The organism is Pseudomonas edaphica (assembly GCF_965277385.1).
Classification (GTDB): domain Bacteria; phylum Pseudomonadota; class Gammaproteobacteria; order Pseudomonadales; family Pseudomonadaceae; genus Aquipseudomonas; species Aquipseudomonas edaphica.
Map to the genome: position 1 here is coordinate 2238448 of NZ_OZ255725.1, position 15275 is coordinate 2253722.

12 protein-coding genes are annotated in these 15275 nt (G+C 60.5%); 4 read left to right on the forward strand and 8 right to left on the reverse strand.

Translation table 11 applies throughout. The features are described from left to right. Positions 1 to 24: 24 nt before the first annotated feature. A complete protein-coding gene (gene yjgA / locus ACQY47_RS10165) occupies positions 25 to 546 on the forward strand; it encodes a ribosome biogenesis factor YjgA (protein WP_017138246.1) in 522 nt (173 codons plus the stop codon). A gap of 45 nt (positions 547 to 591) precedes the next feature. Here the strand turns inward: yjgA and tldD are convergent, their stop codons facing one another. The 8 genes from tldD to mreB form a co-directional block, all read right to left on the reverse strand. Beyond that, positions 592 to 2034, reverse strand: coding sequence for a metalloprotease TldD (tldD, locus tag ACQY47_RS10170; protein ID WP_064450712.1), 1443 nt, complete (start codon positions 2032 to 2034; stop codon positions 592 to 594). A 16-nt stretch (positions 2035 to 2050) separates the two neighbouring features. Further along, positions 2051 to 2899 (reverse strand): carbon-nitrogen hydrolase family protein, encoded by an 849-nt coding sequence (locus ACQY47_RS10175; RefSeq protein WP_017138248.1) that lies wholly within the window; start codon positions 2897 to 2899, stop codon positions 2051 to 2053. Positions 2900 to 2947: 48 nt separating this feature from the next. Further along, a complete protein-coding gene (locus tag ACQY47_RS10180; RefSeq protein WP_428557039.1) occupies positions 2948 to 6763 on the reverse strand; it encodes a YhdP family protein in 3816 nt (1271 codons plus the stop codon). A gap of 76 nt (positions 6764 to 6839) precedes the next feature. Continuing rightward, positions 6840 to 8297 carry a ribonuclease G gene (gene rng, locus ACQY47_RS10185; RefSeq protein WP_010213134.1) on the reverse strand — a complete coding sequence of 486 codons (1458 nt, stop codon included), beginning with the start codon at positions 8295 to 8297 and terminating at the stop codon, positions 6840 to 6842. Between the two features lie 71 nt (positions 8298 to 8368). Next, positions 8369 to 8965 (reverse strand): Maf family protein, encoded by a 597-nt coding sequence (locus ACQY47_RS10190; RefSeq protein WP_017138249.1) that lies wholly within the window; start codon positions 8963 to 8965, stop codon positions 8369 to 8371. A 51-nt stretch (positions 8966 to 9016) separates the two neighbouring features. Then, on the reverse strand, positions 9017 to 9505 hold the full coding sequence (gene mreD / locus ACQY47_RS10195) for a rod shape-determining protein MreD (RefSeq protein WP_017138250.1): 489 nt from the start codon (positions 9503 to 9505) through the stop codon (positions 9017 to 9019). Continuing rightward, a complete protein-coding gene (mreC, locus tag ACQY47_RS10200) occupies positions 9505 to 10617 on the reverse strand; it encodes a rod shape-determining protein MreC (protein WP_080593785.1) in 1113 nt (370 codons plus the stop codon). Before mreC ends, mreD begins: the two co-directional genes overlap by 1 nt. Before the next feature lie 138 nt (positions 10618 to 10755). Continuing rightward, on the reverse strand, positions 10756 to 11793 hold the full coding sequence (gene mreB / locus ACQY47_RS10205) for a rod shape-determining protein MreB (RefSeq protein WP_002555108.1): 1038 nt from the start codon (positions 11791 to 11793) through the stop codon (positions 10756 to 10758). A 210-nt stretch (positions 11794 to 12003) separates the two neighbouring features. Between mreB and gatC the strand changes: the two genes are divergently transcribed. Genes gatC through gatB form a run of 3 tightly spaced genes read left to right on the forward strand, consistent with a single transcriptional unit; the run spans position 12004 to position 15215 of the window. Then, complete coding sequence (gene gatC, locus ACQY47_RS10210) at positions 12004 to 12291, forward strand: Asp-tRNA(Asn)/Glu-tRNA(Gln) amidotransferase subunit GatC (protein ID WP_003188556.1); 288 nt, start codon at positions 12004 to 12006, stop codon at positions 12289 to 12291. Between the two features lie 16 nt (positions 12292 to 12307). Further along, complete coding sequence (gene gatA, locus ACQY47_RS10215; protein ID WP_065911562.1) at positions 12308 to 13759, forward strand: Asp-tRNA(Asn)/Glu-tRNA(Gln) amidotransferase subunit GatA; 1452 nt, start codon at positions 12308 to 12310, stop codon at positions 13757 to 13759. Between the two features lie 10 nt (positions 13760 to 13769). Then, positions 13770 to 15215: an Asp-tRNA(Asn)/Glu-tRNA(Gln) amidotransferase subunit GatB gene (gene gatB, locus ACQY47_RS10220; protein ID WP_017138253.1), complete on the forward strand. Its 1446-nt coding sequence runs from the start codon at positions 13770 to 13772 to the stop codon at positions 15213 to 15215. The last annotated feature ends 60 nt before the right edge of the window (positions 15216 to 15275 follow it).

A 15275-nucleotide genomic window follows, 5' to 3' on the forward strand; every position in this document is an offset into this window, starting at 1 on the left:
GGCGTTTCTTTGCGGACTGCCACCATGGTTGATTCTTACGACGACTCCCTCGATGGGGAGAAAAGCAAAACCCAGGTCAAACGCGAGCTGCATGCGCTGGTTGACCTCGGCGAGCGCCTTACAACGCTCAAGAAAGACTTGATTGCCAAATTGCCACTGACCGACGAAATGCGCCGGGCGCTTGCGGATGCTCCCAAGCACACCGCGAATATCGCGCGTAAACGGCACATCATGTTTATCGGCAAGCTGATGCGCGATCAGGACACTGATGCCATTCTGGCCTTGCTCGATCAAACCGATGCCTCCACTCGCCAGTACAACGAACGCTTCCATAACCTGGAGCGCTGGCGTGACCGCCTGATCTCGGGCGATGACGCGGTGCTGGAGAAATTCGTGCTGGACTACCCGGACGCGGACCGCCAGCAACTGCGCTCCCTGATCCGTCAGGCCCAGCACGAGCAGGCGCATAACAAGGCGCCGGCCACCAGCCGTAAAATCTTCAAATACATCCGTGAGCTGGACGAGACTCAACGCGGCCTGCGTTGACCCTCTTCCCCGGGTGGCGGTCTTCGCCACCCGAAGCTCCGGCCATTACGACCCCGTGCCACCCACGGTGATCGCATCGATTTTCAAGGTTGGCTGACCGACGCCGACTGGCACCGACTGCCCATCCTTACCGCAGGTGCCCACGCCGCTGTCCAGCGACAGGTCATTACCGACCATCGACACCTTACTCATGGCTTCCGGCCCATTGCCAATCAACGTCGCCCCTTTGACCGGCGCGGTAATCTTGCCGTCTTCGATCAGGTACGCTTCGCTGGTGGAGAACACAAACTTGCCGCTGGTGATATCGACCTGGCCGCCGCCGAGGTTGGCGCAGTAGATCCCGCGTTTTACCGAGGCGATGATTTCTGCGGGGTCGCTTTCGCCACCGAGCATGTAGGTGTTGGTCATGCGCGGCATCGGCAGGTGCGCGTAAGACTCGCGACGGCCGTTACCGGTACGCGCCACACCCATGAGGCGGGCGTTGAGCTTGTCCTGCATATAGCCCTTGAGCACGCCGTTTTCAATCAGCGTGGTGCATTCGGTCGGCGTGCCTTCGTCGTCGACACTCAACGAGCCACGCCGGCCGGCCAGGGTGCCGTCATCGACAATGGTGCAGAGTTTGGATGCAACCATTTCGCCCATGCGCCCGCTGTAGGCCGAACTGCCTTTGCGGTTGAAGTCGCCTTCCAGGCCGTGGCCCACGGCTTCGTGCAGCAGCACGCCAGACCAGCCCGAGCCCAACACCACCGGCAAGGTACCGGCCGGCGCCGGAATGGCTTCCAGGTTGACCAGCGCCTGACGCAGCGCTTCACGGGCGTAACCCATGGCGCGGTCTTCAGCGAGGAAATAACGGTAGTCGGTACGCCCGCCACCGCCGTGGCCACCGCGCTCGCGGCGGCCGTTCTGCTCAACAATGACACTCACGTTGAAACGCACCAGCGGCCGCACGTCCGCCGCCAGCCCGCCGTCCGTGGACGCCACCAGAATGCGCTCCCACACGCCAGCCATGCTCACCGTTACTTGCTGAATACGCGGGTCGAGCGCACGAGTGGCCGCATCGATACGCTTGAGCAAATCGACCTTTTCCGCGCGGCTGATCACCTCCAGCGGGTTATCCGGCGCGTACAGCTGGGCCACGTCCTGAGTGCTGAAAGCCTGCACAGTGCCGTTCTGGCCGGCGCGGGAAATCGAGCGTGCCGCGCGCGCCGCCAGGCCGAGGGCTTCAAGGGTGATGGCGTTGCTGTAGGCAAAACCAGTCTTTTCACCGGATTGCGCGCGCACGCCTACGCCTTGGTCAAGGTTGAAACTGCCTTCCTTGACGATGCCGTCTTCGAGGGCCCACGACTCGGAAATCTGGCCCTGGAAATACAGGTCGGCCGCGTCGATGCCCGGCCCGGCCAGATCACCGAGCACGGTTTGCAAACTTTCGATGGTCACGCCACCGGGTGCCAGGAGGTGTTCACTGACTGAGGACAACAACTCGCTCATAGGTTTGGCCTTAAATTCATCGTTCTGAAGCAGGCCGCTGCGCGCCCTGCGAGAAAAAGCGCCGATGATTGACCACCGGCATGCGCGCCCGTATCGACGCTTGTTCACTGCTATCGCGTTCGGCCAACAACACCGCTTCGCCTTGATCCTGTTGTGTCAGCACACGCCCCCAAGGGTCGACAATGGCTGCGTGGCCAAAGGTTTCCCGTGGCCCCGGGTGCGCACCGCCTTGAGCGGCGGCCAATAAATAGCACTGGGTTTCGATGGCTCGCGCTCGAATCAGTACATCCCAATGTGCCGCGCCGGTCACCGCCGTAAAGGCCGAAGGCGCAGTAATCAACTCCGCCCCCGCCGCACGCAGCTCGCTGTACAGCTCGGGAAACCGCAAGTCGTAGCACACCGTCAAGCCCAAGCGCCCCACCGGCGTATCCGCCACCACCACATTGCTCCCGAAAGCATAGTCGTCAGATTCGCGATAACGCCCCCTGGCATCTGCAACATCGACATCAAACAGGTGCAATTTGTCGTACCGGGCGACGATTTCGCCCTGATCATCGATCAATAGCGAGCAAGCGTTGGACTTGGCGTGCGGTTGGTCCTTGGGCGGCAACGGCAAAGTGCCGGCCACTATCCATAAGGTGAGGTCGCGGGCGGTCTGTTTCAACCAGGGCAGGATCGGGCCTTCGCCCAAGGCTTCGGCGCGACCGATATCGGCCACGTCGCGGCGACCCATGGCAGCGAAGTTCTCCGGCAGTACCGCAAGCTTCGCACCGCCCGCTGCCGCCTGCTCCAGCAAGCGCCGGGCCTGGGCCAGGTTGGCCAGCACATCGCTCTGGCTGACCATTTGAATTACCGCAAAGGGCATGGGCCGACACTCCATAATAGGCATGCGGCCATGCTACTCCACAGGCTCTCAGTTTGGCTTTTCAAATGGCTTGTCGAAGGTGATTTTTGGATCCTTCCACGGGCCTTGAACCTTGTATTGCACGCTGGCGAAGCGCGAAACACGGTCACCGATCAGCTTGTCGATCAGGAACAACGCGCCGCCAATGGCGGGCGCGCCGACAATCAGCGCGGCAATCGGCAGGTTGTTGGTCACCGGCAACGTGACCAGCAGCTTGGCGTCGACACGGTCAGCCACCAGGTCCAGGGTGCCATTGAGCTCCAGGTTGGTGGACGGGCCGGTCATGGTGATGGGTTCACGGGTGACGAACACCCCATCACTGGCGGCCAGCAAGCCTTTGACCCGGTCATAACTCAAGCCCTTGCCGAGCAGGTCCGAGAAGTCCAGGCGCAAACGGCGACCGATCGAATTGAAGTTGAGCAAACCAAACACCCGCAAGGCCTGGGCGCCACCTTCCACTTCGACAAACTGGCCTTTACGGAATGACGCATCCAGGCTACCGGAGAAACGCTTGGGGCCAACCCAGGCCGGCGAACCCGGCCAACGGCCATCCACATCCAGATGGAAGTCTTCGCTGGTCACGGTCGGCGCAAAACCCCAGCCCTTGAGCACGTCGGCAATGTTCTTGCCGTCCAGGCGGCCCTTGTACCAGCTGCTGCTGGCGCCGGGCGCGCCTTCCCAACCGCCGGCACCATTAAGCTGCATGCCCTTGAGGCCGAGGTTGAGGTTGTTGAAGGCCAGGCCTTTGGCAGTCGGGCGGATCTTCAGCGACCAGGCGCCCACCAGGTCGGGGCCCTGGAACAGCTGGTTGATTGCGATATCCAGCGCGGGGATGTCCTTGGGGTCGATATCCGCCAACGGGTCCGGTGCGTTTTCGTCGGCCTGCGCGGTCGGGTCCACCGCCGGCAGCTTCACGTATTGCAGGTTGATCGCAATCGGCGCGCCCTTGGCGTCCGGCAGGTTGACCGTGCCCTTGGCCTGCTGGCTGTCGAGCTGCAAACCCCAGGCGGCAGGCTTGCGGTCCAGCTGAAGGTTGGCCTGATCAAGCTGGGTGCCAAAACCGATCAGTTTGCCCACTTTGAAGTCGGCACCACTGAGCAACTGTTTGGCGCTGCCGCCTGGGTCGTTACCGGCGTAGCGGTTGGCGAGTTTTTTCCATGGGTCAATATCCAGTTCCGACAGCACACCGCGAATACGCAAGCCTTTGGCTGCGGGCAACACAGCATTGCCGGCGCCAAGGAACAACTCCCCGCGCCCGTCATTGAATTTGTCCGGCGGCGAGGCAAAGGTAAAGCTCGCCAGTTCGCCATAATCGAACCAGTAACGCCGCTCCGGGCCTTGCAAGGTCATGCGGAACACGCTGTCACGGCCTTGGCTGGCCGGCATGCCGAAGGGCGCCGGCAGGTCTACCGCCACGCCTTTCATATTGGAACTGACCATCAGTTGGCTGTCGGCGCCGTCCAGTGTGAGTTGCAGCTGGTACGGAATATCACCGGACACTGGCAACGGCTGGCTGATTTTTAACCAATCGGTCAGGCGCTTGACCGTGACCTGGCCCTTGGCGGTGACGCGGGTACTGATGTTGCCTGGCTTGCCATCGGCAACAATTTGCGCGGTGATCGGTCGATCGAATGCCTGGGCCGAGATGTTCTGGCCACTCAAGCCCTTGCTGCTGTCGAAGCGGAAATCGCCCTTGAGCTGTGTCAAGTCCAAGGTCGGCTCCGCCAATTGCAGACGGGCTTTGTCGGTCTTGAAGTCCACCACGATCTTGGGCTCGGTGCCTTTGACCAGCGGAATGTCCAGGTCCAGATTGCCTTGCAGGTCGCCGTCGCCCTTCCAGCCGGCAAAGGTTGAACCCGTGCCTATCGGCGCGTCCTGAAGGATCTTCAAACCATCACCCAGGCCGCCCGCAAACCCACCGGTGATCAGCAGGTGGCTGTCTTTACCAGCCGGCGCGTGGGGAATATTGACGTAGACGTCCTTGACCTTGGTATCGAGCAATTGGCCCTTGCTGGCCAGGATGCGCACGCCGCTCTCCTCGACAAACACTTCGCCATTGACCTTGCTCACATGCGGCCAACCCGGCTGGAAGGCCAGTTCGGCGTCATGCACCTTGAAGAACAAGCTGATGTTGCGCGCAGCGGGCAGCGCGTCATGGTTGAGCGAACCCTGGTACTGGAAGAACCCTTGGTCCACGGCGCCTTTAAGAATTGCGGTGCGCAGCCATTCATCCAGGGACGGGCTCAACACGGCCGGCAAATACTTGGGCGTGAAACGACCATCGCCATCGACCATACCGACCCGCAGGTCCATGTAGTCTTCCTGGGCATGGTCGAAGTGCAGGCGAATCAGGAAGTCGGCAGCCACTTTGCCCTCCTCGCCCAGCACCTTGATGTAAGGGGCAATCAGGGTGAAGCCTTCTTTATCCAGCTTCCATGTCAGGCGCGCGTTGGCCTGGATGTACTGCCAGGGCTTGGCGAAGATCGGGTACAGGTGCAGGGAAAAATCCTTGCTGTCCATACGCAACTCACCTTGGCCCAAATCGCCACTGATACTCCCGGATACGTTCCGTGCGGCTGGCGCACCGAAGTACGCGTCAAAACCGATGCGTTCAAGGTTGGCGGCGAAGCTGAGTTTTTTATCGGTGGCGTCCTGCGGACGGAAATCCACCAACACATTGCGCAACACGCCCGTGGCCTTGAGGTGCTCGATGGTTTTGGCAAAACCTTCCGGCAATGGCGCCAAGGCATTCAACAGCGGGGTAACAGGGGTCAGGTCAAGGCGGTCAGCCTGAAGCTTCCAGGTTTCCTGGTCTTTGTCGGTCGCCACGCTTTGTTGCAGTTGCAGGTGTGATTCCCAGCGGGTATCGCCGATGTTCATCGCCAGTGAATCGAACAACACCTTAAGGCCACTGTCACTGCGTTGCAGGTAGGCGGTCAGGGCGAGGTTTTCGATATGCACAGGTTTGCGGTCGGCGTAACTGCCCTTTACTTGCGGTGAGTTGAGGCGCACCACGGCACTTTGGACGGTGCCTTTGCCCCAATTGAGCCAGAACTCGCCACCGGCTTTGAACTGAGTGAGCTTCCATTGCTGGGTCAGCCTGACGGGAATCCATTTGGCCCAGTCACTTTGAGGCAGGCTCAGGTAGGCTTCGACTTCGCCCTCTTTCCATGCGCTTGCACGAATACGGCTACGAAGGCTCAGCGCCAAAGGCTGGCCGTCCGGCAGGGTGAGGCGTGCATCCAGGCGTTGGCGGGTGTTGCCGGTATGCAGGCTCAGGCCCACATAGGTCAGGGTCAACGGCGCTTGCTCGAACGGCTGCAATGTCACCTGGCTGTCGAGCAACGACACGCGCTTGACCATCTGCATGCGCGTGAGCACCTGCTGCGGGTCCATCGGCTGGTCGTCCTGCACCGGCAAACCTTGCAGCGCCCAGTGGCCGTCCTGGTCTTCCTTGACACTCAACTGCAGGCCACTGACTTCCAGGTGGGCGATGCGCACTTCGCGCGCCATCAGGCTGGCCCAGATATCCGGCACCACTTCAACCTGATCCAGGCGCAAGGCGCTGTTGCCTTCGCCGACCATCACGTCGTGGGCCAGCAATATCGGCGCGAAACCACTCCAGCGCCCTTCGAGGCTGCCGATGTGCAGGGGCATCTCCACCGCAGCCTGCGCCTTGGCTTCAACTTCGGCGCGGTACTCCGCCACCAGTGGGACCAACTCACGACCCAGGCTCACGTACACCGCCGCCAGCACCAGCAGCAAGGCGCACAGGCCCAGGCCCCAACGGGTCAAGGCGGCAAAAAAGCGTGTCAGACGCTCCATGTCAGGCGACCCTCAAGGCAGTTAGCGGACGGCAGATCAATGCCTGCCGGTCTCGAATAAAGAAAGCGATTGGGGATCAGAGCAGCACCACGTCGTATTGTTCCTGGGAATACATGGTTTCGACCTGGAAACGAATGGTGCGCCCGATAAAACCCTCAAGCTCAGCAACGTTACCGGACTCTTCATCCAGCAATCGGTCGACCACTTTCTGGTTGGCAAGCACTCTATAACCTTCCGCCTGATAGGCACGTGCCTCCCGTAAGATTTCGCGGAAAATCTCGTAGCAAACCGTTTCCGGGGTCTTCAGTTTGCCGCGTCCCTGGCAACTGCTGCACGGCTCGCACAGCACTTGCTCAAGGCTTTCGCGGGTGCGCTTGCGGGTCATCTGCACAAGACCAAGCTCGGTGATCCCGATAATGTTGGTCTTGGCGTGGTCACGCTCCAGTTGCTTCTCCAGGGTGCGCAGCACCTGGCGCTGATGCTCTTCGTCTTCCATGTCGATGAAGTCGATAATGATGATGCCGCCCAGGTTGCGCAGGCGCAGCTGACGGGCAATCGCGGTGGCCGCTTCGAGGTTGGTCTTGAAGATGGTTTCTTCGAGGTTGCGATGGCCCACGAACGCGCCGGTGTTGACGTCGATGGTGGTCATGGCTTCCGCCGGATCGACCACCAGATAGCCGCCGGACTTGAGCGGCACTTTGCGCTCCAGGGCTTTCTGGATTTCATCTTCGACGCCATACAGGTCGAAGATCGGCCGCTCGCCAGGATAATGCTCCAGGCGGTCGGCAATTTCCGGCATCAGCTCGGCCACGAATTGCGTAGTGCGCTGGAAGGTTTCCCGCGAATCGATGCGAATTTTCTCGATCTTCGGGCTGACCAGGTCACGCAAGGTACGCAACGCCAGACCGAGGTCCTCATAAATGACACTCGGCGCACCAATGGTTTTGATCTGTGCGCCGATCTGGTCCCAGAGCCTGCGCAGGTAGCGGATGTCCATGAGGATTTCGTCTGCACCGGCGCCTTCTGCCGCAGTACGCAAAATAAACCCACCCGCTTCCTTGATGCCCTCGGCCGCCACGCAGTCGCTGACCACCTTTTTGAGGCGCTCACGCTCGGCTTCGTCTTCAATCTTGAGGGAAATACCCACATGCGCGGTACGCGGCATGTACACCAGATAGCGCGAGGGGATCGACAGTTGCGTAGTCAGCCGCGCGCCTTTTGAACCGATCGGATCCTTGGTGACTTGCACCACCAGGCTCTGCCCTTCGTGCACCAGGGCGCTGATGCTTTCCACCGCAGGGCCTTCACGCAGGGAAATTTCCGAGGCGTGGATAAACGCGGCACGGTCCAGGCCGATGTCGACGAAAGCCGCCTGCATGCCCGGTAATACGCGCACCACCTTGCCTTTATAGATATTGCCGACAATACCGCGCTTCTGGGTGCGCTCGACGTGCACTTCCTGCAGAACACCGTTTTCTACCACCGCCACGCGCGATTCCATCGGCGTGATATTGATCAGAATCTCTTCACTCATGGCTGGGTCTCGTTCAGGCGTTTTCACAATAGTGACCGATCGCTTAAGGCTTGGCGCGCAAATAAAGGCGTTCAGCGCGCGGTAAGGTTTTGCCAACAGGGTATGCCGAATTGGCCGAGCAGTTGCGCGGTTTCGCACACCGGCAGGCCGACCACAGCGGAATAGCTGCCATTGAGCCCGGCGACAAACACCGAACCCAGCCCCTGGATAGCATAGCCGCCGGCCTTGTCCGCAGGTTCGCCACTGTGCCAGTAGGATGTAGCTTCCTGGACAGAAATAGCGCGAAAACGTACACGACTGCTTACACAACGCGTTTCGCAACGATGGCCGTCGGTGAGGGCAATGGCAGTGAGCACTTCATGTTCACGACCTGAAAGCGCCATCAGCATCGCCAAGGCATCGGCTTGGTCCACGGGCTTGCCAAGGATCTGGCCATCCACGATCACCGCCGTGTCCGCACCCAGCACACAGGCCTGCACACTTTGTTCAAGCGCAGCAAAACCCGCCTCGGCCTTGCCGCGCGCAAGGCGCTCGACGTAGGCAACGGCGGGTTCATTAGTAAGAGGGGTTTCATCAATGGCGGCGCTGACCACGGTGAAAGGCACACCGATCTGGGTCAACAGTTCACGCCGCCTCGGTGAGCCCGAGGCCAGGTAAAGCGAATTCATTGCAGACTCTCCCTGTAGAGTTTGATAACCAGGCAGAGCCTCGCAATCCATTCAATTGATTTTATAGCGACGACGTAACCCACGCAGGCCGAAACTGACCCAAGGCCACAGCAGCGCACTGACCAACGCTGGCAACACCAGCGCCAAGGTCGGTTGGCGGTTGCCGGTCAAGGCACTGAGCCACAGTTGCACCAACTGCGCCAGGCCGAAGATCACCAGGATCACCAGGCACTGTTGCCACATCGGGAACATGCGCAAACGCTGCTGCAACGACAGCACCAGGAAAGTAATCAGCGTGAGGATCAATGCGTTCTGACCCAGCAAGGTGCCATAGAGCACGTCTTCCGCCAAGCCCAGGCACATCGCCGTGACCATCCCGACTTTATGCGGCAGGGTCAGCGACCAGAACGCGAGCAACAACGCGAGCCAGAGCGGTCGCAGGATCTCCATGAATTGCGGCAGCGGCGAGACGCTGAGCAATAAGCCGATGGCGAAGGTCAGCCAGACGATCCAACCATTGCGTGAATGAGTACCGGCCATTATTCCTCCCTCTGCCGCGTGGTTGCCGGGGCAGCGGCCGCTGGTCGAGCGGCTGGTGTGGCGGCAGGCGTCGACGCAGGCGGTTTGGTTGCGGCGGGTTTCGCCGGGCGGGCGTTGTGGGTGGCAGGTTTAACGGGCGTCGCCACCGGTGCTGCCGGAGTTGCCACCGGTGCAGGCGGCCCAACAAATGCGGGCTTGGGCACCGTTGCGGGAACGATCGGCGTTATACCGTTCTGCTTGTCTTCCGCTTCCTGGGCCTGGGCGGCGTCGTTGGCGCGCTCTTCCGGAGTGCGATTGTCGCTGAATACCAGCAACAGATAGCGGCTGCGGTTCAAGGCAGCGGTTGGCACGGCACGCACGATAGCGAAAGGCTGGCCGGAATCGTGGATCACTTCCTTGACCGTCGCCACCGGGTAACCCGCCGGGAAGCGCTGACCCAAACCGGAGCTGACCAGCAGGTCGCCTTCCTTGATATCGGCGGTGTCGGCAACGTGACGCAACTCCAGACGCTCCGGGTTGCCGGTGCCGCTGGCAATCGCCCGCAGGCCGTTACGGTTGACCTGTACCGGAATGCTGTGGGTGGTGTCCGTCAGCAACAATACCCGTGAGGTGTAGGGCATAAGCTCCACCACCTGGCCCATCAGGCCACGGGCATCAAGCACCGGTTGGCCCAGCACGACACCGTCGCGCTCACCCTTGTTGATGATGATGCGATGGGTAAAGGGGTTGGGGTCCATGCCGATCAACTCGGCCACTTCGACCTTCTCGTTGACCAGTGCCGAAGAATTGAGCAACTCGCGCAGCCGAACGTTCTGCTCGGTGAGGGCCGCGAGCTTTTGCATGCGCCCCTGCAGCAGCAGGTTTTCAGTCTTGAGTTTTTCGTTCTCGGCGACCAGCTCGGTGCGGCTGCCGAATTGGCTGGCCACGCCCTGGTAGAGACGTTGCGGCAGGTCGGTGATCCAGTAAGTCTGCATCAACACCAGCGACATCTGGCTGCGCACGGGCTTGAGCAGTGCAAAGCGGGCATCGACCACCATCAGCGCGACCGAAAGCACGACCAGCACCAATAAGCGCACGCCCAATGAGGGGCCTTTGGCGAAAAGCGGTTTAATAAGCCGCTCCTCCCAGGCAAATGTTCTCTTTATTCATACGGCATCAAACCGGCCTGGATGCAGATTGAAGAAGATAAACGCCAACAGGCAGCACTGCAAAGTGCTGCCTGCGGACGAAGCATGGCGCAACCAACGATCTTATTCGCTGGAGAGCAGGTCCATGGTGTGTTTATCCATCATTTCCAGTGCACGACCACCGCCACGGGCAACGCAGGTCAGCGGGTCTTCGGCGACGATCACCGGCAGGCCGGTTTCCTGGGCCAGCAGCTTGTCGAGGTCGCGCAGCAAGGCGCCACCACCGGTCAGCACCAGGCCACGCTCGGCGATATCGGAAGCCAGTTCCGGCGGCGATTGCTCCAGGGCGCTTTTCACAGCCTGAACGATGGTGGCCAGCGACTCTTGCAGAGCTTCCAGCACTTCATTGGAGTTCAGGGTGAAGGCACGTGGAACGCCTTCGGCCAGGTTGCGACCACGAACGTCCACTTCGCGAACTTCGCCGCCCGGGTAAGCGGTGCCGATTTCCTGCTTGATGCGCTCAGCAGTGGACTCACCGATCAGGCTGCCGTAGTTACGGCGTACATACGTGATGATCGCTTCGTCGAAACGGTCGCCGCCTACACGCACGGATTCGGCATACACCACACCGTTCAGGGAAATCAGGGCGATCTCGGTAGTACCACCACCGATATCCACCACCATCGAACCGCGCGCTTCCTCAACCGGCAGGCCGGCGCCGATTGCGGCAGCCATAGGCTCTTCGATCAGGAACACTTCGCGGGCACCGGCGCCAAGGGCCGATTCACGGATGGCACGACGCTCCACCTGGGTGGACTTGCACGGAACGCAGATCAGCACACGTGGGCTGGGCTGCAGAAAACTGTTTTCGTGAACTTTGTTGATGAAGTACTGCAGCATCTTTTCGCAGACGCTGAAGTCGGCGATCACGCCGTCTTTCATCGGACGAATGGCAGCAATATTGCCTGGTGTACGGCCGAGCATGCGCTTGGCCTCGGTGCCTACGGCAACGACACTTTTCTGATTACCATGGGTCCGAATGGCCACAACCGATGGCTCATTCAGAACGATACCGCGCTCGCGCACGTAAATAAGGGTGTTGGCAGTGCCCAGGTCAATGGAAAGATCGCTGGAAAACATGCCACGCAGTTTCTTGAACATGGGGAAAGGACCCTAGGCAACGCGTGGGTAAAAAAGTGCGGCAAACTCTAACAACGACAGGGATTTTGGGCAAGGCGCCAATGTGCTAAATTGGCCGACTTTCTGTGCACCAACCCCCACAATCGCGGCCTTATGACCGTAGAAATGCGGTAGTGTTCCGACAATCTAACACACGGATGCCCTCCGTTCTGTTTTCCACTGGAGAAACCCATGGCGCTTGAACGCTCCGACGTGGAAAAAATCGCGCATCTGGCCTCGCTTGGCCTTAATGACGCCGATCTTCCACAGACCACCGCAGCCCTGAACAGCATTCTCGGGCTGGTCGACCAAATGCAGGCCGTAAATACCGACGGCATCGAGCCCCTGGCTCACCCGCTGGAAGCCAGCCAGCGCCTGCGTGCAGACGTTGTGACCGAGCGAAATAATCGCGAGGCCTACCAGTCCATCGCGCCAGCGGTCGAAAACGGCCTGTACCTGGTTCCGAAAGTCATCGACTAAAGGGAAAGAGCCTTTCATGCATCACATGACTCTGGCCGAGATCGCCCGCGGTCTCGCCGACAAAAAGTTTTCTTCCGAAGAGCTGACCCAGACCCTGCTGGCGCGAATTGCCGCGCTGGACCCCAAGGTCAACAGCTTTATCAGCCTCACCGAGGAACTGGCCCTGAGCCAGGCCAAGGCCGCCGACGCACGTCGCGCCAACGGTGAAAACGGCGCACTGCTGGGCGCACCCATCGCCCACAAAGACCTGTTCTGCACCCAGGGCATTCGCACCAGCTGCGGCTCGAAGATGCTCGACAACTTCAAGGCACCCTACGACGCCACCGTAGTGTCCAAGCTGGCGGCCGCCGGGGCCGTGACCCTGGGCAAGACCAACATGGACGAATTCGCCATGGGTTCGGCCAACGAGTCGAGCTACTACGGTGCGGTAAAAAACCCGTGGAACCTGGAGCACGTGCCCGGCGGTTCCTCCGGCGGCTCGGCTGCTGCTGTTGCCGCGCGTTTCCTGCCGGCGGCCACGGCCACCGACACCGGCGGCTCGATCCGCCAGCCCGCCGCTTTCACCAACCTCACTGGTTTGAAGCCGACCTACGGTCGCGTTTCCCGTTGGGGCATGATTGCCTATGCCTCCAGCCTCGATCAGGGCGGCCCGCTGGCACGCACGGCTGAAGACTGCGCAATATTGTTACAAGGTATGGCCGGGTTCGATAAACAGGACTCCACCAGCATCGATGAGCCGGTGCCGGACTACAGCGCCAGCCTTAATACCTCGCTTAAAGGCCTGCGTATCGGCGTGCCGAAAGAGTATTTCAGCGCCGGTCTCGACCCGCGTATCGCCGAACTGGTGCACAACAGCATTAAAGAGCTGGAAAAGCTCGGTGCCGTGATCAAGGAAATCAGCCTGCCGAACAACCAGCACGCGATTCCTGCGTACTACGTGATCGCGCCGGCAGAAGCCTCCTCGAACCTGTCGCGTTTCGACGGCGTGCGCTTCGGCTACCGCTGCGAAAACCCGAAAGACCTTACCGACCTGTACAAACGCTCCCGTGGCGAAGGCTTCGGCGCCGAAGTACAACGCCGGATCATGGTCGGTGCCTACGCACTTTCCGCCGGTTACTACGACGCGTACTACCTCAAGGCGCAAAAGATCCGTCGCCTGATCAAGAACGACTTCATGGCCGCCTTTGAAGAAGTCGACGTGATCCTCGGCCCGACCACGCCAAACCCGGCCTGGAAGATCGGCGCCAAGACCGGCGACCCGATCGCCGAGTACCTGGAAGACCTCTACACCATCACCGCCAACCTCGCAGGCTTGCCGGGCTTGTCCATGCCCGCAGGTTTCGTCGATGGCCTGCCGGTCGGCGTGCAATTGCTCGCCCCGTATTTCCAGGAAGGCCGCCTGCTCAATGTGGCGCACCAGTACCAGTTGAACACCGACTGGCACACTCGCACCCCTACCGGCTTCTGAGGAGAACACTATGCAATGGGAAGTTGTGATCGGGCTGGAGATTCATACCCAGCTCGCCACCCAATCGAAGATTTTCTCCGGTAGCGCCACCACGTTCGGCGCAGAACCCAACACCCAGGCCAGCCTGGTCGACCTGGGCATGCCCGGCGTACTGCCGGTGCTGAACGAGGAAGCGGTGCGCATGGCGGTGATGTTCGGCCTGGCGATTGACGCCGAAATCGGCCAGCACAACGTGTTTGCGCGCAAAAACTACTTCTACCCGGATCTGCCCAAAGGCTACCAGATCAGCCAGATGGAATTGCCGATCGTCGGCAAGGGCTACCTGGACATCCCGCTGGAAGACGGCACCATCAAACGTGTCGGCGTGACCCGTGCGCACCTGGAAGAAGATGCCGGCAAGAGCCTGCATGAAGAATTCAACGGTGCCACCGGCATCGACCTGAACCGTGCCGGCACACCGCTGCTGGAGATCGTTTCTGAGCCGGACATGCGCAGCGCCAAGGAAGCCGTGGCCTACGTCAAGACCATCCACGCGCTGGTGCGTTACCTGGGTATCTGCGACGGCAACATGGCCGAAGGCTCGCTGCGTTGCGACTGCAACGTGTCGGTGCGGCCAAAAGGCCAGGCCGAGTACGGCACACGCTGCGAGATCAAGAACGTCAACTCGTTCCGCTTCATCGAGAAGGCGATCAACACCGAAGTGCGTCGCCAGATCGAGCTGATCGAAGACGGCGGCAAGGTGATCCAGCAAACGCGCCTGTACGACCCGAACAAAGACGAAACCCGCGCCATGCGCAGCAAAGAGGAAGCCAACGACTACCGTTACTTCCCCGACCCGGACCTGTTGCCGGTGATCATCGAGGACTCGTTCCTTAATGACGTGCGTGCCACCCTGCCGGAACTGCCGCCGCAAAAACGCGAGCGTTTCCAGGAACAGTTCGGCCTGTCGGTCTACGATGCCAGCGTATTGGCCTCCAGCCGTGAGCAAGCCAACTACTTCGAAAAAGTCGTGAGCATTGCCGGCGACGCCAAGCTGGCGGCCAACTGGGTGATGGTTGAGCTGGGCAGCCTGTTGAACAAACAGGGCCTGGAGATCGACGAAGCCCCGGTGACCGCCGAGCAGTTGGGCGGCATGCTGCTGCGCATCAAAGACAACACTATCTCCGGCAAAATCGCCAAGACCGTGTTTGAAGCGATGGCCGCAGGCGAAGGCAGCGCCGACGACATCATCGAGAAGCGTGGCCTCAAGCAAGTCACCGACAGCGGCGCTATTTCGGCCGTGCTCGATGAGATGCTCGCCGCCAATGCCGAGCAAGTTGAACAATACCGTGCGGCAGACGAAGCCAAGCGCGGCAAGATGTTCGGCTTCTTTGTCGGCCAGGCGATGAAAGCCTCCAAAGGCAAAGCCAACCCGCAACAGGTGAACGAACTGCTCAAAAGCAAGCTCGAAGGCTGACAGCGGTGAACGGTCGGAGTGGGATTCCATAAACACTTCGGCCTCATGTGGGAGCTGGCT

What these genes read in the sequence shown, in the direction of transcription:
- ACQY47_RS10180 (WP_428557039.1), bottom strand. Translation starts at nt 6,763, where the DNA reads ATGGAGCGTCTGACACGCTTTTTTGCCGCCTTGACCCGTTGGGGCCTG.
- mreB (WP_002555108.1), bottom strand. Translation starts at nt 11,793, where the DNA reads ATGTTCAAGAAACTGCGTGGCATGTTTTCCAGCGATCTTTCCATTGAC.
- tldD (WP_064450712.1), bottom strand. Translation starts at nt 2,034, where the DNA reads ATGAGCGAGTTGTTGTCCTCAGTCAGTGAACACCTCCTGGCACCCGGT.
- yjgA (WP_017138246.1), top strand. Translation starts at nt 25, where the DNA reads ATGGTTGATTCTTACGACGACTCCCTCGATGGGGAGAAAAGCAAAACC.
- gatB (WP_017138253.1), top strand. Translation starts at nt 13,770, where the DNA reads ATGCAATGGGAAGTTGTGATCGGGCTGGAGATTCATACCCAGCTCGCC.
- gatC (WP_003188556.1), top strand. Translation starts at nt 12,004, where the DNA reads ATGGCGCTTGAACGCTCCGACGTGGAAAAAATCGCGCATCTGGCCTCG.
- mreD (WP_017138250.1), bottom strand. Translation starts at nt 9,505, where the DNA reads ATGGCCGGTACTCATTCACGCAATGGTTGGATCGTCTGGCTGACCTTC.
- rng (WP_010213134.1), bottom strand. Translation starts at nt 8,297, where the DNA reads ATGAGTGAAGAGATTCTGATCAATATCACGCCGATGGAATCGCGCGTG.
- gatA (WP_065911562.1), top strand. Translation starts at nt 12,308, where the DNA reads ATGCATCACATGACTCTGGCCGAGATCGCCCGCGGTCTCGCCGACAAA.
- ACQY47_RS10190 (WP_017138249.1), bottom strand. Translation starts at nt 8,965, where the DNA reads ATGAATTCGCTTTACCTGGCCTCGGGCTCACCGAGGCGGCGTGAACTG.
- ACQY47_RS10175 (WP_017138248.1), bottom strand. Translation starts at nt 2,899, where the DNA reads ATGCCCTTTGCGGTAATTCAAATGGTCAGCCAGAGCGATGTGCTGGCC.